The following is a 22112-nucleotide window of genomic DNA, read 5'->3' as shown; positions in this document are numbered from 1 at the left end:
TAAAGCATACAGCCTAAAGCTTATAGCATTAAAAATATATGAAATTAGCCGAAATATCCATAAAACGTCCGTCGTTAGTAATTGTATTGTTTACAATTCTGACTCTTGGTGGATTGTTCAGTTACAGCCAATTAGGCTATGAGCTGATCCCAAAATTTGAACAAAACGTTATTACAATTTCTACGATTTATCCTGGAGCTTCTCCAAGTGAGGTAGAAAATACCGTGACAAAGAAAATTGAAGATGCGATTGCGTCTCTTGAAAACGTAAAAAAGATTGACTCAAAATCTTATGAGAGTTTGTCTATCGTTTCGATTACCTTGACATCAAATGCAAAAGTCGATTTTTCTTTGAATGATGCACAGCGTAAAATCAATGCGATTATTAGTGATTTGCCAGATGATGTAAAAACGCCGGCATTGACTAAATTCTCGCTGAGTGATTTGCCAATTATGACGCTTGGTGCTAATGGAAAAATGGATGAAGCTGAGTTTTATGACTTGATCGATAAAAAAGTGGCTCCTATTTTGTCTCGTGTACAAGGTGTGGCGCAAGTAAATATTATTGGTGGTTCTGAACGTGAAATTCAAGTAAACCTTGATGCGATAAAAATGCAAGGTTACGGACTTTCTGTTCCGCAAGTTCAACAAAATATTTTGGCTTCAAACTTGGATTTCCCAACAGGAAATATTCAGACTAGAAACCAAAAAATATTAATTCGTTTAGCGGGTAAATATAAAAATGTTGAAGAATTAAGAAACTTAGTGGTTTCTTCTCAAAACGGAATTCAGATTCGTTTAAGTGATATTGCCGATGTTCAGGATACGCAAAAAATTGCTGAAAAAATATCACGTGTTGATCAAAAAAGTGCAATCGTGTTACAAATCATCAAACAATCTGATGCAAATGCGGTAGCGGTAAGTGAGCATTTATTAAAAACAATTGCAGAACTTGAAAAAGATTATAAGGTTAACCAACTTAAATTAGAAGTTGCAAAAGATAGTACAATCTTTACACTTGAAGCAGCGGATTCTGTTGTACACGATTTATTGATTGCGGTAATTCTGGTTGCATTTGTAATGTTGTTCTTCCTTCACAGTATCAGAAACTCGTTAATCGTAATGGTTTCTATTCCTGCGTCGTTGATTGCAACTTTCATCGGAATTTATTTAATGGGATATACTTTGAACTTGATGAGTTTATTAGGATTATCTCTTGTAGTTGGTATTCTTGTGGATGACGCGATTGTGGTATTGGAGAATATTTACAGGCACATGGAAATGGGTAAAAGCCGAATCCGAGCGTCTTATGATGGAACTGCAGAGATTGGTGGAACAGTAACTTCGATTACATTGGTAATTGTGGTGGTATTCTTGCCTATCGCGATGAGTTCTGGATTGGTTTCTAATATCATTACACAATTCTGTGTTACGGTAATTATTTCAACAATGTTGTCACTTTTGGCTTCATTTACGATTATTCCTTGGTTGTCTTCTCGTTTCGGGAAATTAGAGCATATTGAAGGAAAGAATTTATTTGGAAGAATCATTCTTGGTTTCGAAAACTACTTGACTCGTTTCACGGATTGGGTTTCTCATTTATTGACTTGGTGTTTGGATCATTATATCAAAACATTTATAGTTGTAATTATACTATTCTTCGCTTCAACAATTGGATTGATGGGTGGAGGTTTCATTGGAGGAGAGTTCTTTGCTTCTTCTGATAGTGGAGAGTTCTTGGTTCAAATCGAAATGCCAAAAGATGCTTCGTTAGAGCAAACGAACTTCATGACGCAAAAAGCAGAAGCATTTTTGAAAGCGCAAGAGTATGTTCATAGCCAAATTACAACTGTTGGACAAACTTCGGAAGGTTTTGGAGCATCTCAAGCTACAGCTTACAAAGCAGAGATTGACGTTAAAATGATCGAGCAAAAAGATCGTACAGATGATGCGAATGTGTATGCTGCCAAAATCAAACGTAAATTAGAAAAAGTATTAGTTGGAGCAAAAGTAAAAACAGTTCCTGTAGGTATCTTAGGTACTGCGGAAGATGCAACTTTAGGTTTGATCGTAACAGGTCCTTCAACTGAAGCGGCAATGGCTTATGCAAAACAAGCTGAGGCTTTATTACGTACAATTCCTGGAACAACTGAGATCAAATTAACTGTTGAAGACGGAAACCCTGAAATCAACGTAAAAGTAGACCGTGATAAAATGGCTGCTTTAGGATTGACACTTCAAACAGTTGGTTTAACAATGCAAACTGCTTTCAGTGGAAATACAGATGGAAAATACAGAGCTGGTGAATACGAATACGATATCAATATCAGATACAATTCTTTTGATAGAAAAAGTATTGCTGATGTTAGTAATTTGATTTTCATCAATGCAGCAGGACAACAAATCAAATTGTCTCAATTTGCTGATATTACTGAAGGTTCTGGACCTTCTCAGTTAGAGCGTAGAGATAAATCTGCTTCTGTAACTGTAAAAGGACAGAATGTTGGGGTTCCTTCTGGAACAATCGTTCAACAATGGCAAGCAAAATTAGATAAATTGGAAAAACCAGCCGGAGTTAACTACATCTGGGGTGGTGACCAAGAAAACCAATCAGAAGGTTTTGGTACTTTAGGAATTGCATTATTGGCCGCTATTATTTTAGTTTACCTTGTAATGGTGAGTTTGTATGACAGTTTCGCGCATCCATTCGTGGTATTGTTCGCTATTCCGCTTTCGTTCATTGGAGCGATGTTGGCACTGGCCTTGACAAACAACTCATTGAATATCTTCACCATTTTAGGTATTATCATGTTGATTGGTCTGGTGTGTAAGAATGCGATCATGCTTGTGGATTATACGAACCAAAGAAGAGCAGCTGGAGAATCTATCAGAACGGCATTAATTCAAGCGAACCACGCTCGTTTGCGTCCGATCTTGATGACGACAATTGCGATGGTATTTGGTATGTTCCCAATTGCATTGGCAAAAGGAGCAGGAGCTGAGTGGAAAAACGGATTGGCTTGGGTAATTATTGGAGGTTTGATTTCTTCTTTATTCCTAACCTTGATTGTAGTTCCAGTAATTTATAATATCATGGAGAAATTAATTCAGAAATTCTCTAAAGGAGAAAAAATCGACTACGAAGCTGAAATGGTTGCTGATTATACACCAACAGAATTAAGCGAAGACGGTTTTAATCCGAAACATACGCATTAATAGTTTTAATTTTTGATTTGTAAATCCCAGATTTCTTTATTGGAATCTGGGATTTTTTTTATTGATTTTTTTAGATTATTTCACGCAGATCTAGCAGATCAAATTAGATTAGAAAAGTCTCCATTTATCTGCTAAAATCCATATTAAAACTGCATAAAAAATTATGAGCAGTTTTTAATTAATTCCAGATTCTTCCAAATCGGAATTTGGGATTTTTTTATTGGAATTTAAATTAATATTGGCTTTTTCGTTTATTTGTATTCACTTAGAAAAATTACGATGAAACAAAAAGATAAATCGGCGGCGATTGGTTTTATTTTTATAACCATGTTAATTGATATTACAGGATGGGGAATCATTATTCCTGTTATCCCAAAATTGATCGAAGAATTGATTCACGGAGATATTAGTGAAGCCGCAAAAATTGGTGGTTGGCTGACTTTTGCGTATGCGATAACACAATTCGTTTTTGCGCCTGTAATTGGAAATTTGAGTGATAAATTCGGAAGAAGACCGATTATCTTGATTTCGCTTTTCGGATTTTCATTAGATTATCTTTTGCTTGCTTTTTCACCAACAATTATTTGGCTTTTTATCGGAAGAATTATCGCAGGAGTTACTGGAGCGAGTATTACAACTGCATCAGCTTATATTGCCGATGTGAGCACGGCCGAAAATAGAGCCAAAAACTTTGGTTTAGTTGGTGCCGCTTTCGGATTAGGATTTATAATCGGACCAGTTATTGGTGGTTTATTAGGACAATATGGCTCTCGAGTTCCATTTTATGCAGCGGCCATTTTGTGTATGGTAAACTTCTTATATGGATTTTTCATTCTGCCAGAATCTCTGAAAAAAGAAAACCGCAGACCTTTCGATTGGAAACGTGCCAATCCAGTTGGAGCAATTTTAGGTTTAAGAAAACATCCGGAATTAATAGGATTAATTTCAGCAATCTTTCTTTTATATGTGGGTTCACATGCGGTACAAAGCAATTGGAGTTTCTTTACGATTTACCAATTCAATTGGGATGAGAGAATGATCGGAATTTCATTGGGAATTATTGGGTTGCTTGTAGGAGCAGTTCAAGGAGGTTTGATTCGTTATATAAACCCAAAATTAGGAAACGAAAGAAGTATTTATATTGGTTTGGCATTATATACAATCGGAATGCTGTTGTTTGCTTTTGCTACAGAAAGCTGGATGATGTTTGTGTTTTTAATCCCGTATTGCCTTGGCGGAATTGCTGGGCCGGCGCTTCAATCTGTTGTGGCAAGTAAGGTTTTACCAAGCGAACAAGGCGAAATTCAGGGAACTTTGACGAGTTTAATGAGCGCTTCTTCAATTATTGGTCCGCCAATGATGGCCAATACATTTTACTTTTTCACGCATAGCGATGCTCCATTTAAATTTGCCGGAGCACCATTTATTTTAGGTGGATTTTTAATGTTGTTGAGTACAATTGTTGCTTATTTTTCATTAAAAAAACATACTGTTCCTAAAGCAGAAAGTAGTCAACAAGAAATCGAATAAAAACAAAAAAGCCTTCATTTTAGATAATGAAGGCTTTTTTTTATAGCTTTTAAAACGGTTATTTTTTAACGAATTTCAAAGTCTTTTGCTTGTTTTCAGCTTTTACTTTTAAGATATAAACCCCACTAGAAAGATTTGATAGATCTATTTCAGAGTGAAGATCATTTATTTTCTTGAATAAAACTGATTTTCCAGAAGCATCAATTATTTGAACTTCATCAATTGCCGAATCATTTTTAATCGTTAGAATATCTTTCACTGGATTTGGATAAAATTGGAAAGAAGTTAAGTTGAAATCAGGTGTAGCAAGCGCGCCATTTAATTTTGCCGTTACAGCAAGACGGTCTTTACTTTCAATTCCGTTGATAGTTTGTGAAGCATAATACGTAACACCATCTAGTAAAGCTGTTGTTAATGGTAAAGGAATTTCATTTGCTTTTCCGGTTGCTTTTCCTGTTCCGGAACCTGATGTGCTGTACCACTTAATGTTGTCGCCTTCAACAACGACATCGGCTAAAGTCTGCCCTGGTTTGAAACTAATAGTTATAGAATTTTTACCTTCTAGTGATGGAGCTGGTGGATTAATTGTAAAATTGAATGTTACATAGCAGCCAATTTGATCCTGAACAATTATAATATATTCGCCGGCAGTTAAATTGGTAAATTTATTACTGGCTGAAAATACATTTAAATTAGGAGAAATTGCATATAAGTAAATGCCTGTGCCACCAGATGCAGTAATTGTAGCTGTTTGATTTTCTATACTAATATTAGCAATTATTGGTGTAGGATCTGTTACGGTAATAGATATATTTTCTACACAGCCATTGCTATCTTTGACAGAAATTACGTGAGTTCCGCCATTAACGTTAAAAGTATTTGAAGCACTATAAATTCCACCATTAACAGCATAAGTATAAGGTGCCAGTCCACCTGTCGCAGTTGCTTGAATTGTTGCCGGACTAGAGCAGGTTTGTAGAGTTGTCAGTGTTGCGGTAAGTTGTAGAGGAGTCGCAGCAGTTATCTCCAGACTTAAGCTAAACACAGTGTTTTGAGAATCCTTAATCTTGCCAATGTAGTTACCGGCTATTAAACCAGTAAAAATATTAGATGAAGAGTAATTAATTCCGCCATCTATCGAATACTGATAAGGACCAGTTCCACCTGTTGCATGTATCGTTATTGATCCTGAAGCGTTGCAATTTACATTAGTTATTGTAGCAGTTGCAACTAATTTTGGTACCTCTATAATATTTATATTCGATACAGTTACGCTACAGGTATTAGCATCAATTACCTTTAGTGTGTAATGGCCAGCTATTAAATTTGTAAAAGTACTACTGCTTTGAGGTGTAGCTACTGTTACTCCATTTTCATTTTCTAGAGCGTATGAGTAAGGAGCAGTGCCTCCAGTTACGGTAGCTGTTATACTATTATTTGTTCCAATTGTAACAGTTGCAGTTAATGCAACTGCTTCTTTTACTGTTGCAGTAAAATAATACCAACAGGAATTTTGATTGTATACTGTTATGCCGTAAATCCCTGGTTTTAAGTTCTCAAATGTATCGGAATTGCCCACTGTACCTCCATTTAACGAATAAGATAATGCACCTTTTTCATAAGTTGGGATGACTTTAATTATACCATCGTTATTGCCTGGACAGCTTACATTTTTAACAATTGCAGTAGAGAAAGGCGGAGAAGAAGCATTCTCGACTATTATTTGATCTGTAACGGTGTTAAGGTCTGCATCACGAACTACTATAGGATAAGCGTAATTAGGAGTTAACCCAACAATAATGTTTGATGAGGAATACGTTTCACCATTATTTAGTGAATATTGATAAGGAGCTTTACCGCCTTTTGCAAGTATAGTTATCCTTCCTTTAAAGGTACAAGTCACAGGGTCTGAAAAAGTCGCAACAGTTAAGTTTGTTGATGTTGGAGTTTCAATTTTTATTCCTGGAATTTGGAAAGAACAGCCATTAGAATTATTAATTGTTGCATTATAGGTCCCTACAGCTAATTTTGTAAATCTACCAGTTGTATCAGGTCCTAGTTTAGTGCCTGTTACAGTATTTTCAAGATAATAAGTATAAAGGTTGCTATCGCCTCCACTTCCATTTAATACTATATTTTCTTCATTAACAATTTTATAAGTACCAGATATTGGAGAAGGCTCTGCTAAAATTAAAGTCGATGTTGTAGCCAGACATCCGTTGTTGTCTTTTACAGTAATATTGTAGTTGCCAGCACTCAAATTTTGAAAATATCTATTAGACTTAAAGTTTATTCCATCAATTGAATATTGATAAGGTTCTGCTCCTCCATTTGCTGTGGCTTTAATAAGGCCAGTAGCATTGCCAGGACAATTTATGCCAGTTTCTATGTTCGCAGAAACGGTTAAAAGAGTGGTTTGAGCAACTGTTGTAGTTAAATCTAAAACAGTGTTTTGTGCATCCTTAACTTTTATGCTATAGTTTTTTGCGGTTAAGTTTTCAAATACATTTGAGGAAACATAAGCTCCATTATCTAATGAATATTGATAAGGCTGAATTCCATCAGTTGCGTTGATTTTTATTGTTCCTGTTGGACTGCTGCAAGTTATATTAGTCGCAGTGACAGAAGCCGATAACGTTGTAAACGGAATCACATTTATGTTAGATACAGAAATACTGCAGGCATTAGCATCTATAACCTTTACAGTGTATAGACCATTTGCTAAGTTACTAAAAACATTACTGCTTTGAGGTGCGGCTATTACTACTCCATTGTCATTTTCCAGAGCGTATGAGTAAGGAGCAGAGCCTCCTGTTGCAGTAGCTGTAATAGTTTGGTTAAGACCAATTTTTGCGGTTACATTTAAAGCTTGCGGTTCAGTTACTGTAACGGTCATTGTAGAAGTACAAATATTCATGTCTTGTACTTCTATGATGTAATTTCCAGGAGCCAAATTCGAAAATGTATCAAAGTTTTGTTGTATTCCTCCGTTTATTTTATAAAGATATCTACCAGATCCGCCAATTCCTTTTACTGTTATTGATCCATTTTTTGAACCTTGACAGGTTATATTTTTAACAATGGCTTCTATAGTAGGAGCTGAAGGCACTGGATTGATTACAACATTATGAGTGGTAGTATTTAAATCAGCATCTTTAACCTTTACAGTATATGTACCAGCATTAAGAGAAGTAAAGATATTTGATGAAGAGTAAGTTGCCCCATTATTTATTGAATATTGATAAGGAGTTTTACCGCCCATAGCATCAACAGTTATTCTTGCAAAACTTAGACATCCAGGAGGATCAACAGTTGAAACTGCAGATAATGTCGTCGACTGAGAAGCTTCGATTTTTATTCCAGTTATGGTGAAGTCGCAGTCAGAATCACCAACATAAATAGTATATAGTCCCGGAGGTACTTTAGTAAAGGCACCTACAGTTTCAGGGCCGTATTGAACTCCTGTTGTAGTATTAGTTAAGTAAAAAGTATAAAGGTTACTGCCACCTTTAGGATAAATAAATATATTCTGATCGTTGACCACTTCATAGGTTGCAGATAGAGGAGATGGCTCGGATAATGTAATTGAACTAACTGCTATACAATTATTGGCATCTTTCGTGGTGATGTTGTAAGTCCCTGCTTTTAAATCCAGGAAATATCTGCTAGATTGAAACGTTATTCCATCTAAAGAATATGTATATGGACTTTTTCCTCCACTTGGTGTCGAAAGGATAGAACCAGTAGAAGCCCCATTACAAAATATCGCGGTAGATACTTTGGTAGAAAGTGTCAAAGGAGTTGACTGAGTAACTATTGCCGAAAGTGAAATTCTTACATTTTGTGCATCTCTAACTTTTACGGTGTAAGTTTGAGGAGTTAAATCATTGAATACATTTACAGAAGAATAAGCTCCATCATTCAATGAATATCGATAAGGAGGAACTCCTCCAGTGGCCGTAATTGTAATTGATCCTTTAGGGTTTTCGCAAGTTATAGCGTTTACAGCTACATTAGCGGCTAGTGTAGATTGTACTACTTTTATAGTAGATCTGGTGTAAAAACATCCATTTGAATCTGTAACCTGAGCTTGGTAGGTACCTGCAGAAAGACCTGAAAAAATGTTAGAAGTCTGTGGGCCTTTTATTGTTGTTCCCACATTATCTACAAGAGTATAACTATAAGGAGCTTTTCCTCCACTAGCGTTAATTTTGATTTGTCCATCATTATTATCTAAGCCAGCATTTGTTACACTTTCAAGTATTTCGACAATGCTAGTCATTTCTATTACTACGTCAGATTTAATTGTGCATCCTGTGGCATCTTTTACAGTTGCTGTATGATACCCTGGAGACAGATTGGCAAAAATATTGTTCGATTCAAAAGGACCATTATCCAATGAATATAAATAGGGAGCTTTTCCGTCACTAACGATTATCTCTGCTTTTCCGTCGTTTGTTCCGTAACAACTTGTATTTGTAGTGGATAAAGAAAGTTTCAGTGGCAAATAAGGAGCGATAAAAATTCCTTTTGAATTTATTGTGCTTGAGGCATCTTTTACAGATATGATATGATTGCCAGCAAATATATCAGAATAAGAATTATTTGTCTGGTAAGGTTTTCCATCTAGCGAATAAGTATAAGGAGCTTTTCCTCCAGTAGCAGTAATCGCCATTGTTAACATATCCCTTGAGCAGCTAAACTCGGTAACAAAAATTGATGATACAGTTAAAGTAGGTAAAATAGTTGCCTGAATCGTTGTAATGCAACCTAGTGAATCTCTCACCATTAGAGTATAAGTTCCCGGACTAAGAGTAAAAATATTATTAGACTGATAGCTGACTCCATCCAAAGAATATTGATAAGGTGCATTCCCTCCAGTTGCTGTAATAGTTGCTGTATTACCACTAATCAATGTAGTTGCGCTTAAGATCGTTGGAGCCGTTATTGCATAAATAATTGTAGTTGGACAACCAGAAACAGCATCTAATACTTTTATAGAATGATTTCCTGCAGCCAGATTCTTAAAAACATTATTGCTTACAAAAGTGCCACCATTCAAAGAATAAAAATATTGCCCGCTTCCTCCTGAAACAGTAACCGTTAATTCTGCAGTGTTATCTCCACTGCATAAAATAGAAGTATTGGTTGCTTTTATAGTTAAAGCCGGAGTAACTTTTATGTTAAAAGAACTCGTGGTTATTGTTCCTTTATTATCGATTCGAGCATAAATAGTTGTAGAAACTGCAGCGGTATTATAATTCGAAGGATTCGCAATTGCATTAGTGTTATTGACTGCATCGACAAGGCTTAAATGATAACTTACGTTAGTTTGATCAGGATCTAAATTGCCAATTAATAAAGTTTTTTGTTTAGATAAGTCAAAGTTGTTGTCGCCAGCACAATGTACAATATCATTTGCTTGGGAATAAATAAAAGAAGTAAATAATAAAAGAAAACAAAGTAGAGTTTTTTTCATAGTATTAGATTTGTTAAAACGACTAAAACAAATATAATACTATAAATATTGTTAAAATTACGGTTTCTCGTAAAGAGGGTAAGTTTTTAATATTCTATTTTAAATACACATAATGATTATAATAGTCAATGATTGCTTTTCCTTCAAGCAAAACATCGGCGCCAATAATGCCGTGAACGGGTTTTGCTTTATGCGATTCTAAAGCTTCGTTTACATGCGAAAGATCAAAAATCACAATGCTAAAATCGGTGTTTTTCCAGCTTCCTAATTGCAGTTTATTTTCAGATGAAATTTGCGTTTTCATTCCTGTTCCTCCCGCGCCCGACGCTTTTGTTTTTGATTTTTTTGCTGTCAGTTCAAAACGTTCGATGCTTTCAAATCCAACGCAAGAATTTGATGCTCCTGTATCTAAAATGAAGTCTCCCGAAATGCCGTTGATCTTGGCTTTTATTGCAAGATGTTGTGTTCTGGTAAGCTTGAATTTTATTTTTTTGTATTTCTCTTTTTTGAGGTATTCGTGAAGATTTTCCATTTTCGATTCCGATTGAATATCAAAAATAACGTAATTAAAGCAATTACAGCCAATAAACTAACAATATAATAGAGATAATTTCCTGATTCTTTTTCTGTCGAAATAGAGCCATAATAAACAAACGAACTCCAATAATAAGGCGATTTCTTGACATTTGAAATGGATTTATCGTTCAGATAATTGAGTTTTGCGTTCGTATTGGCCTCAAAATAAGAAGCATTATTGTTGATGTTTTTATAAAAATCTTCCATAAATACAGAAGTTGTAAAATCATTTACTTTCCATAATGAAAACATTAAATTTTGTGCACCAGCATATTGAAAACCTCTCGCAACGCTCATTGCGCCCTCACCTTTGTAAAGTTTTCCAATTCCGGTTTCGCAGGCACTTAAAACCACCAAATCGGGATTGATATGCAAATTATACAATTCAGAATATAAAATTTCCTGATCATAAAATTTAATGCTCGCCGGAGTTTCTATATCGCCTGAAGAAGCATGTGTGCTCAAATGCAAAACGGAATAATTTGGTGCATTGTTTTTAAAATTGGCAAAACTCGCAGCAGCATTTTCTAAATATTTTCCTTTGAAATAACTTTTGATGGCTTCCATTTCTTTCTTCGAATAAGTCAATTCGAAAGGTGTTTTTTCGAAGACTGGAAAAACGCCCAAAACTGTTTTTTCTGATTTCTGACTTGGTTTTGAATTCAGATAAATATTCGCCGAGGCGTTATAAGCAATCTTGAAATCATTAAGCAAATAATGCATTTTGGCAAAATTTGTCGTATTTGATTCTTTAGTAATTAAAGCTTCAAACGGAAGGAAATTTAAGATTCCGTCAGGAACAACGATGAGGTTTTTATAGTTTAAGTTTGAAGGTAATTTTAATAAATCATAGACATTTTTGCCATAATAATTGTATCCTGCAATATCATTTGTAATAGCATCTGCGGTTCTAAAATAGTCGAGAAATCTTAAAATTTTAGGAATTGCGACATCTGTAACGTCAAAATGATTTAAGCTAATTCGGTTATTTTGCACAGTAAAATAATATAGGTTTTCAGCCCCCATAAAATAATAGACCATTATTGCTTTGTCTTTTTCTAATTTTGAAAATAAAACGTTTAAATCGAAATTCTCCGAAATTGAATTTGGATTTTCAGACTGAATTTTCTTTAGCGAAAGCATCACTTCATTTTGCTTTTTTATAAGCTGATTTATTTTAGAAATATTTGCTACATTTCCTTTTTGCTGTTCTTTTAAAATCGAATTATTTACGTTTTGAATTTCTTGTAAAAATTGTTTTTCTTCTGCCGAAGCATTTTTAAAATTCGAGCGGTACCGTTGCAAAATCCCAGATTTCGTTCTTTCAGACAATTGAAAAGCCTCTTTCAAATATTCGATTTTACCTTCTTTTTGATATAAATTATTATAAATTGAAATGCATTTTTCTGCACGATTTCGAGAGCGCAATTGCATCAGGATTTGTGAGTTTTCATAAACCAAAGAATTCATAAGCAAATCTTCGATATAGAAAGAAAGATCAAAAGCCTGAAGCGCTTTTTTGGGCTGTTTTATTTTTAAAATTTCTCCCTGCAAATCAAGCGCATCAACTAAAGCAGTTTCTGCATACAATTGATTTTGATTCGGAAGAATGTTTTCTGAATTATAGTTCGGAATCAACGTTTTAAAAATAACGGTAATTTCTTTCGAACTTTCATTATACTTTCTCTCATCAAAAAGCAATAAAGCTTTTTCATAATATAAATTTGCAATTTTTCTTGGTTCCTGATTTGGGATTTTCAGAAAGAGTTCAGTTGCTTTTGTTAAATAAGAATCGGCAATTTTAAATCGATGTGTTTGCCGACTGACTGTTGCAAGATTTCGATAAGAATTGGATAAATTTTCCAAATGATCCTTGTCGTTTTCCAAATATTTAACAGCTGCTTTAAACGTGTTTTCAGCTTTTTTATAGAGTTCCTGCGTCATCAAATTACCTTTAAAACCCATCAGGTAATTGTTTCCCAAATTATTGAGCAAAATTCCTTTTTGGACATTGGATAATTTTTCGGTTTTCAACGTTTTTTCCAAAAGTTCAATTGCCAAAGAAATTTTGCCTGAGCTCTGATAAACATTAGATAAATTTAGAATCGCAGCAAATTTTTGTTTTTCAGCATCAGGATAATTTTTGGAAGTATTGACAATGAAAAAGTATTGTTTTATGATATTTTCGGCGCTATCATAATCGCCTAAAACGGTATATAAATTGCCCAAAGGTTTTAGGCAAAATTCAACTATATCATAATTTGAAAGTTTGTTTTTTTGATAAATCTGCCAGGCTTTTTCGTAGCTCGAAATCGCGTTTTGCGTTTGCCCAAATTGGTTTTCATAATACGCTTTATTGCAATTCAAAACCACAATTGCCAATAATTCATCTTTGGTTTTTGGTTTCGGATTTCTCCAAAAATCGGCTTCAGCATTCGTTAAATTCTGCAACGCTTTCGCGGAAGGATGAGCAACAAAAACATCAATGGCATTGTAAATTTTGTCTTCCTGATTTTGCGCTGAAACAGTCAAAGTTAGGAAACAGAAAATTAAACCATATAAGTGATATAAGTTCATATTAAATTATTGCGCAGATTTTAATTGCTAAAAGCATATTTGAAATTAGAAATAAAAGATAATTAATTCAAGATTTATATTTTTATCCGTCTAGTTAATATGAACTTATATGGTGAAAAAAATCAAAACTTCCAAATTCCGTAAAGCTGAATATAATTGAAATTCTGTTCAAAATTAATCACATAACGCGCACCCAAACTCGGACCAATTCTCGCGAAACCAGCTGTTAAATCAAATAAAAGTCCGGTATTGAAATCCGTAAAAGAGTTTTTAATTGTATTAGAAGTAGTCGTCGAACTGATTAGAAAATTTCCTTTGTCGCCTTCATAAAGATCTGTTTGAATACTCTGATTTTGCTCCGAAGAAACATTCACATTAAACTGAACGCCGGCACCAACTCCAATATAATTATTAATGTTATACCGAATCAAAACAGGAACTTCCCAATTGATGTTTTTATTTTCTATGGTAGTTGTCGTGTGTTGTAATTGTCTTGTTCCGTTAGCGTTTGTCAAAAATTCATCTACAACTGTAACATCGCTATTATATTGATTCAAAGCATTCAGCCATTCAGCTTGCCAGTAAAAACGATAGGATTTAAAAGGAGAAATCGTTGCTCCCACAAAATAGCTTGTTGATTTATCTAAATCCGGATAAATATTATAACCGGCTTTTGCACCAATCGAAATTCCAGGCAAGAATCGGGTAGTGGCGTAGTTGGTAATAATAGGTTCGTTTTTATCGAAAATAATTGCGGTTCGGCTTTTGGTTTTTACTTTATGAAAGTCTTCGGCAAACTTCATGGAATATTTTACAAACCCTTTTGTAGAATCTTTTTCCTGCACATTTTTTTGTTCACTTCCTGGCAAATAAATGTTTTTGAAAGTGAAAATAATCTGTTTTTGCTTGATGATTGTATCCAGACAACTCACCGTTGGCTCTTCACCTTTTGGACAAATTGGACATTCGGGATACATGCTTTCAATCTGAAAAGTCTTTTTATCAAACATATCTGGAACATCAGTTTCTAAACGAATTTTTCTCGCAGGACCTTCGCCATTATTCTGAAAACGAGTTTTGAAATTCACTCTTTTAAAACGCACCAATCTATAATTCATGAAACTTCCGTTTGATCCCATTTTGTTTGGATCATGAGAAGTTACGATTTCCATTTCCAGATTTTTTATTTTATGGTTTTTATAGCTTCGATTCGGAACAAAAATCCCGCGCATCGTAACCGTTGCACTAGTATCTTTAATCATTTCGGGCGTTGTTTTAAAAGTATAAAAAACATTGCGCGTTTCGCCTGGATTAGCGTCGTCAAATTCTAAAATCGAAACATTATGATAGGTTTTATTGGCATCTAAAAGTGAAGCATCTAGATCTTCTTCGGTCGTAGTATTTCGGTACTTTTTGCGATTGAAATTCCCTTCGGCGGAAGCCACAAAATTATTTGAATCGTCAAGATCGTCAACTGAAGCCACGAGATTTTCTTTTACTTCACGTTCATTGGCGTAAGTTCTAAAATCGCTCAATTCAAAGTTTTTGTTCTTGAATTCCTTTTCATTATAAAACAAATACAGTTTGCCACTCGAAACATAATTTTCAAGATTTTGATAACTCACTACGACTACCATTTCTTGATCTGGAATAGGATCACAATTCTTAATTATCGCAAAACCATTTTGATCCGCAATTGAGGCAATGTCTTTATAATTGTTGTCTGTTATGTCATTAACAGCTACTTTTTTCGGGCGTGTTGCTGGCGGTTTTCCATTGTCGTAATTGTTGGTTACAGCAAGGCGAGTGGTGTACGTTCCTTTGTTTTTATAAACATGTTTCGGCTCAGCTTCTTTGCTGTAATGCCCGTCGCCGAGTTCCCATAAATACGAATAACTTGGTTTTGGCGCACCCGCAATCGGAATCAGAGGTGGTGTTTCGGGTTTAAAGGTAACGGCATTTCCATTTTGGATAAAACCAATATTGGCGCGTCGGGTTATGGTGTCTTTTACTTTGGTTTGACCTATTGCGAAAATCGAAAACAGCATCAAAAAAATAGACAGTTGTGGTTTCATAACTAGTTAGTTTTTTGCCTTAAAATCATGAAAATCAATTTTAAAACGCGATTAAATGTAAAAAAAAGTGATGAGCAAATCACCACTTTTTCCTAAAAAAAGCATTTTAAAATTATTGAATAGCATTTATTGCTGCTACCAATTGCGCCTCAGTACCGACTACGGTTTCGGCAAGAGTAAAAGTGTAAATATCGTTGGCAGCGACGGTTACAGCTTTGATCGCATAGCGCCATTGACCATTGTCTTCGGTAACAAAAATCACATGGCATTTTAGACCAATCGGGATTTGGCCATAATGTTCGCTGAATAATCCTGCAGCGGTATAAGTATCTAATTTTGCAAGCGCATTTGTTCCTTCGCCGTCATAAGACAAATAAATTGCACTATTGTTGTTGTCATAACCTTCTGGAGCATCAGCAAGAATGGTTGTTTTTGGTCTTGGATCACTATAAAAACGGTCCACATTTGTCCATCCAAAGTTTCCAAAAGTCACATAATAATTGTTTCCTTCACCTTGCACGCCACCTTTTCCGTTAGCGCCGTCAGCGCCTGCTTTTGCTTCTCTCCAAGCCAATTCTCCTGCGTCGTCAATAACGCCAGTCCATAAAGTCATTGTATTGTCAACGCCATCTGTTAAAGTTGCAGGCACAATCATACTCATAGAACATGAAGTTTGAAGTTCAACGCCGCCTTGTGTCGCTTTGATGAAAAATTCTCCGCCAGAAATTAATAAGTTTTTCTTTCCGTCTGCTGTAATTCCCATTGTTGGCTTGTTGGTAATCAGCATATTTCCTTTGTCAAAAAGCTCGATGTATTCAATGTCGATTTGCCCAGTTACTGCATTTCCGTTTTTGGTCAAGCAGTTTCCGTTGATGTTCAGTTTAACTCCTTTCGCAGATGTTAAGGTAATCATTCCGGTTCCAGCAGTTGCAGTAAATTTTTGTGTGTTTCCTTTAAGTCCCTTTTCACTAATGCTTTTAAAAGCAGCTGAAGTTGGAGGCATAATTGTAATATCATTGCCGTCGCTGTTGTCGCAACTTGTAATCGAAATTAGCAATAAAAATAATAGACTGATAGTTTTAAAATTTGTGTTCATGATTTCTAGTTTTTATAAATCTGTCTTGAAAGTTTTCAAGTGGTTTTCAGATTTTGGTTGTTATTTATATTCTTATATCAATTTGGGTTTGATATTGTTACCCTTGTTTTCAAATTATTTTTTTAGGCTTGTATAACACTATATCAATTCGGTTTAAAATTTGTTACCCCTGTTTTTTAATTTTTTTTTACAGTGATAAACATTTGTCTTCAAAAAGATTTCCATCTTCATCGACTGCGACCAAAATGTTTGTCTTCCGCGAAAGCACAACAATTAAATACAGCCAGATAATAGACCAAAGTCCTAATGTGATGCAGGTAAGAAAGAGATGGAATGAATGATTGAGCGTCTTTTTTTCTTTGGACAAAACCACATACGGCAACTTTTCATTGTGTTCGACAACTATAAAACCGTTTCGTTTTTTGGCCGAAATCATTTCATAAAACTGCTCTAGACTTTTTTCTTTAGTAAATTGATACGTTTCCATTTCTTTTATTTTTTTGGTTTAAAAGCGTACTTCGGTTTTATATCAATTTGATTTTGTTTTTGTTACCCTAGATTTAAAATTATTTCAGATTCTTTTTTAACTTTAGCTTATCAAAAGTTTTTTTATGGAGAAAATTAAAATACATCGTGACCAAATGTATATTGACGGACTTGCAGCAAATGATTCGGAAATTATCGAGTCTATTTATAAAAAGTTCGTTCCTAAAGTCGTTCATTTTGTTCTGAACAATTCAGGCGATAAAGATCGAGCGCAGGATATCGTGCAAGAAGTCATGATTTTGCTTTACAATCAAGCCAAAGCGGGCACATTGAAGCTAACTTGTCCATTTGACGCTTACTTTTTTTTATTATGCAAAAGAAAGTGGCTGAATGAATTCAAAAAAATTTCCAACAAAGGGGTAACAATTCATGAAGATGTGGTATCTATCAATGAATCTGCATTGGAATTAATTACTCAAACTGAGGAATTTGACGAAAAACAACAGCTTTTTGATGCCATGTTTCAAAAATTAGGAGACAAATGTCAAGAATTGTTGAAGCTGAGTTTTGCCATCAAATCAATGGAAGAAGTGGCCGAAAAACTAAATGTTACTTACGGTTATGTGCGCAAAAAGAAATCCTTGTGCATTGGTCAGCTGACAGAGTGGATTCAGGGAGCAAAAAATTTTAATTCTCTAAAAAAATAATTAGTCATGAACGAAGAACGCTACATATTATTCGACCAATATCTGGAAGGCGAACTGACTATCGATCAAAAAAGCGATTTTGAAAAACAATTGTCTGAGGATGCGCAATTTGCGTCAGAATTTGAAACTTTCAAAGAAGTCCAATTTCAATTGCAAAATAAATTTGGATTTGAAGAAGAAAGAGAAGCTTTCAAAGAAAATTTGAATCAGATAGCCGAAGAACATTTCAATAAAAAACCAAAAGTAATTGGTTTGAAGCCTTGGTATCTTGCTGTTGCTGCATCAGTCGCAGTACTATTTGGACTTTTCTTTTTCAATTACAATCAAAATCCAGCTTTCGCCGATTACAACCATCCAGAACATGCTTCTTTTGCTGAAAGAGGAAGCGAAGATGGCCCTTTGAAAAATGCAGAAAAAGAATTTAATGCAAAAAGATATTCTTTAGCGATCCCTCATTTTGAAGCCGTTTTAGCAAAAGGAAAAACACCAGAAATTCAATATTATTACGGAATTTCGCTGTTAGAACAAAGCGAATATTTGAAAGCCGAAGCCGTTTTTAATGAACTGAAAGCAGGAAACTCAGCATATAAAGACAAAGCGACTTGGTATTTGGCACTATCTAAATTGAAACAAAGAGATTATAAGTCTTGTAAAGAAATCTTGCAGACCATTTCTCAGGATTATGAAGATTATGACGAAGTGCAATTGCTACTAGATGATTTAGAGTAAACAGCTCTTTAGAAAATATTTTCTCATTTACGGAAAACCGCAATCGAATTTGGAATTTTAATTCTAAATTCGATTTTCTTTTTATAAGAAAAATTAGCCCAAAACCACCTATTTAACCGAAACCTACATGAAGAAAATTACTTTAGTACTTTTTATTGTCTTTTCGCAAACTATTTTCAGCGCAACAAAAATCACCGAAACTGAAAAACTCGTTGCAACTTGCAAAGTCTGGGGTTTCTTGAAATATTATCATCCCGAAGTTGCAGGAGGAAAAACAAATTGGGACAATCAGCTTTTAGAAAAATTGCCTAAAATTGAAAAAGCGCAAACAAAAGAAGAGTTTTCATTAATCTTAGAAAACTGGATTGATGATCTTGGACCAATCAAAGAAATTGCACCAATTGCAGTGCCAAAAGATGTAAAGTTTTTTGATAAAAATTTTGATTTAAACTGGATCAATTCTAATAAATTGTTCTCTAAAAAGCTTTCTAAAAAATTGAAATTCATTGAAGAGAATAGATTTCAAGGGGAACAATTTTATGTTGATGGAAAAGAACATGTTGAAAATGTTTATTTGATTAATGAGCGATATGAGAATCCAAATTTTAGCGATAAAAACTCAAAACTTCGCATGATATTTATGTATTGGAATTTGGTTGAATATTTTTTTCCGTATAAATATTTGATGAGCGAGAAATGGGATGTCGCTTTACAAGAAACATTGCCGGAAGTTATTAAGAGTACCAATGGAGAGGATTTTTATATGGCGATGAAAAAAATGGCGTCTAAAATAGATGACACCCATACCGAATTTTTTATCTACCCAAATGCGTCATCACCTAGAAGAATAAGAAGATATTTTCCTGCTGATGGAAAAATAATCGATGAAAAAATAGTGGTGACAGAAATTCTAGGAGACAGTGTAGCGCAAGCGAATGACATAAAAGTAGGAGACGTAATCACTAAAATCAATGACAAATCGATAAAACAAATTATTTCAGAAAACAGAGATTTAATCTGTGCTTCAAATGATGCCGCGTATTTGGATAAACTCGTTAAAGAGGTTTTGATTAGTCATACGGACAATGTTAGAGTAGAATTTTTAAAGAATGGAAAATACGAAACAAAAGACATGATTTGGCTTGATTATCATGAATCTCATCGAAATGAATTTAAAAAAGGTGCTCAAAAAGTGAAACAAAAATTTAAGCTTTTGGATAACAATATTGGTTATGTTGATATGGGGATTATAAAATCCAAAAATGTTCCCGCAATGATTGAGGCGTTGAAATCAACAAAAGCAATTGTTTTTGATATGAGAAATTATCCAAGAGAAACTTGGGAAGAAATATCAAAGTTTTTAAATGCTAAGGAAAAAGGATTTGCCATTTATACACGCCCAGATTATACGTATCCAGGAAGATTTGTTTGGGATGGAGAAACTAAAAGTGGTTCTGAAAACAAAGAGAATTATAAAGGAAAAGTAATTGTTTTACTGAACGAAAAATCAGTAAGCCAATCGGAATGGACGGCAATGTGTTTTCAGACGGCAGGAAATACCACAATTATTGGAAGCCAAACCGCTGGAGCAGATGGAAATGTGAGCCAATTTGATTTTGATGGTTTTCACACTTTGTTTTCAGGAATTGGAGTGTATTATCCTGACGGAAGAGAAACGCAACGAATTGGAATTGTGCCTGATATTGAAGTAAAACCAACCATAAAAGGAATTCAAGAAGGAAAAGACGAGGTTTTAGATCGCGCATTGGCATTTATTGAAACCGGTAAATAATCATCAAACAAAACCTAAATCGTAATGCAAAAAATTACCTTATTACTACTGGTTTTATTTTCTCAAACTATTTTCAGCGCAACAAAAATCACCCAAACTGAAAAATTGGTAGCAACCTGTAAAGTCTGGGGTTTCTTAAAATATTATCATCCAAAAGTTGCCAGCGGACAATTGGATTGGGACAAACAGCTTTTGGAGAAATTGCCAAAAATCGAAAAAGCAGAAACAAAAGAAGATTTCTCTCTGATTTTAGAAAACTGGATCGATGAACTTGGCCCGATAAAAGAAGTTGCTTCAAATACATCTTCAAAAGAGGTAGAGTATTTTGACAAAAATTTTGATTTAAGTTGGTTTAATAACGATAAAGTATTCTCTAAAAAGCTTTCGCAGAAATTAAAGTTTATAGAACAAAACAGATTTCAAGGAGATCAATTTTATGTTTATGGCTTAGACCGTGTTGGTAATATCGGCATGCGAAACGAAAATCGTGCACATCCAGATTTTACCAATAAATATTCGAAATTGAGAATGGTATTTATGTTTTGGAATTTGGCAGAATACTTTTTTCCGTACAAATATCTAATGGATCAAAAATGGGATACAACTTTAGCAGAAATTATACCGTTTGCTATTCAGGCTGATAATCAAGCGGATTTTTATAGAGTAATGAGAAAATTTGCCAGTAAGCTTGATGACAGTCACACAGAAGTATATGTATATCCGAATGCGACTGCGCCAACTCCCAAACCTTCAAATTATTTTCCTGCTAGTGCAAAGATTATTGACGAAAAACTGGTGGTTACAGAAATTTTAGCTGATAGTTTGGCACAGGCGGATGACATAAAAGTAGGTGATGTAATTACAAAAGTAGATGGCAAAACCATAAAAGAAGCTATTGCGGAGAAAAGAGATTTTTTAAGTGCTTCTAATGAAGCTAAACTTTTGGATAAAATTGCTCCGACTCTTTTAGTGACTAAAGCAGATACTGTTAAAGTGGAGTTTTTAAAGAATGGAAAATATATCACCAAAACGATGATATGGCACGATTATCACGATTCACACCGAAATGAATTTAAAAAAGGCGCGAGGAAAAAGAAGGAAAAATTTAAGATGTTAGATAACAATATCGGTTATGTTGATATGGGAATTTTAAAAAGCAACAATGTTCCTGATATGATTGAAAAGCTTAAAGATACAAAAGCAATTGTTTTTGATCTTCGAAATTATCCAAAAGGAACTATTGATGATATAGCAAATTTTATAAGTCCAAAGGAAAATAAATTTGCTATTTATACCGTTCCAGATTTAAATCATCCTGGACGATATAAATGGGGCGATGGAACTTCATGCGGCACAGAAAACAAAGATCATTATAAAGGAAAAGTAGTGGTTTTAGTTAACGAAGAAACCCAAAGCCACGCAGAATGGTCTGCAATGGCTTTTAGAAGCACAGGAAATGCTACTATTATTGGAAGTCAAACTTCAGGCGCAGACGGAAATATTTCTGTTTTTGATTTTGAAGGATTTCGCACATTGTTCTCTGGAATTGGTGTGTATTACCCAAACAAAGGAGAAACGCAAAGAGTGGGAATTGTACCGGATATTGAAGTAAAACCAACTATAAAAGGAATTCAAGAAGGACGTGATGAAGTCTTGGATCAAGCTTTGTTTTTTATTGAAGCAGGAGATTTAAAGACCGGAGCAGCGACAAATCAAAAAGTAAATTTGAAGGAAACACCAAGTCTAAAAAACTAAGAAAATATATTATTGGGGGCAAAAGCCTTTGGCAAAGCATAAAAACTTTGACAAAGGCTTTTCAATTTTGTCATTTCGAGGAACGAGAAATGACA

Annotated in this window: 12 protein-coding genes; 6 read left to right on the top strand and 6 right to left on the bottom strand. The window is 34.5% G+C overall.

Annotated elements, in window-relative coordinates; translation table 11 throughout:
- Positions 1-38: 38 nt before the first annotated feature.
- Both AAYQ19_RS10975 and AAYQ19_RS10970 read left to right on the top strand, forming a co-directional pair.
- Complete coding sequence (locus AAYQ19_RS10975; RefSeq protein WP_343536296.1) at positions 39-3215, top strand: efflux RND transporter permease subunit; 3177 nt, start codon at positions 39-41, stop codon at positions 3213-3215.
- A 279-nt stretch (positions 3216-3494) separates the two neighbouring features.
- A complete protein-coding gene (locus AAYQ19_RS10970; RefSeq protein ID WP_343536294.1) occupies positions 3495-4745 on the top strand; it encodes a TCR/Tet family MFS transporter in 1251 nt (416 codons plus the stop codon).
- A 58-nt stretch (positions 4746-4803) separates the two neighbouring features.
- On the opposite strand, the gene AAYQ19_RS10965 is transcribed toward AAYQ19_RS10970, so the two are convergent.
- From AAYQ19_RS10965 to AAYQ19_RS10940, 6 genes are all read right to left on the bottom strand, one after another.
- Positions 4804-10224 (bottom strand): T9SS type A sorting domain-containing protein, encoded by a 5421-nt coding sequence (locus AAYQ19_RS10965; protein WP_343536293.1) that lies wholly within the window; start codon positions 10222-10224, stop codon positions 4804-4806.
- A 94-nt stretch (positions 10225-10318) separates the two neighbouring features.
- A complete protein-coding gene (locus AAYQ19_RS10960; RefSeq protein ID WP_343536292.1) occupies positions 10319-10756 on the bottom strand; it encodes a retropepsin-like aspartic protease in 438 nt (145 codons plus the stop codon).
- The gene (locus AAYQ19_RS10955) at positions 10708-13377 is read right to left on the bottom strand and encodes a CHAT domain-containing protein (protein ID WP_343536290.1); all 2670 of its coding nucleotides are present in this window, start codon (positions 13375-13377) and stop codon (positions 10708-10710) included. The genes AAYQ19_RS10960 and AAYQ19_RS10955 overlap by 49 nt, the downstream gene beginning before the upstream one ends.
- Before the next feature lie 122 nt (positions 13378-13499).
- On the bottom strand, positions 13500-15452 hold the full coding sequence (locus tag AAYQ19_RS10950) for a PKD domain-containing protein (RefSeq protein WP_343536288.1): 1953 nt from the start codon (positions 15450-15452) through the stop codon (positions 13500-13502).
- 112 nt (positions 15453-15564) lie between these two features.
- Positions 15565-16548 carry a hypothetical protein gene (locus AAYQ19_RS10945; RefSeq protein WP_343536287.1) on the bottom strand — a complete coding sequence of 328 codons (984 nt, stop codon included), beginning with the start codon at positions 16546-16548 and terminating at the stop codon, positions 15565-15567.
- A gap of 187 nt (positions 16549-16735) precedes the next feature.
- Complete coding sequence (locus AAYQ19_RS10940; RefSeq protein ID WP_343536286.1) at positions 16736-17035, bottom strand: hypothetical protein; 300 nt, start codon at positions 17033-17035, stop codon at positions 16736-16738.
- 124 nt (positions 17036-17159) lie between these two features.
- On the opposite strand from AAYQ19_RS10940, the gene AAYQ19_RS10935 reads away from it, so the two are divergent.
- The 4 genes from AAYQ19_RS10935 (at position 17160) to AAYQ19_RS10920 (ending at position 22017) form a co-directional block, all read left to right on the top strand.
- Positions 17160-17741, top strand: a complete 582-nt coding sequence (locus AAYQ19_RS10935; protein ID WP_343536284.1) for an RNA polymerase sigma factor — start codon at positions 17160-17162, stop codon at positions 17739-17741.
- A gap of 6 nt (positions 17742-17747) precedes the next feature.
- Positions 17748-18470, top strand: coding sequence for a tetratricopeptide repeat protein (locus tag AAYQ19_RS10930; RefSeq protein ID WP_343536282.1), 723 nt, complete (start codon positions 17748-17750; stop codon positions 18468-18470).
- 127 nt (positions 18471-18597) lie between these two features.
- Entirely contained in the window at positions 18598-20262 is a 1665-nt protein-coding gene (locus AAYQ19_RS10925; protein WP_343536280.1) for a S41 family peptidase, read from the top strand.
- Positions 20263-20286: 24 nt separating this feature from the next.
- Positions 20287-22017 carry a S41 family peptidase gene (locus AAYQ19_RS10920; protein WP_343536278.1) on the top strand — a complete coding sequence of 577 codons (1731 nt, stop codon included), beginning with the start codon at positions 20287-20289 and terminating at the stop codon, positions 22015-22017.
- Positions 22018-22112: the final 95 nt, after the last annotated feature.

Source organism: Flavobacterium mesophilum (genome assembly GCF_039581405.1).
Classification (GTDB): Bacteria; Bacteroidota; Bacteroidia; order Flavobacteriales; family Flavobacteriaceae; genus Flavobacterium.
The sequence above is the reverse complement of the archived record's forward strand: the minus strand, read 5'-3'. Positions and strand labels throughout refer to the sequence as shown.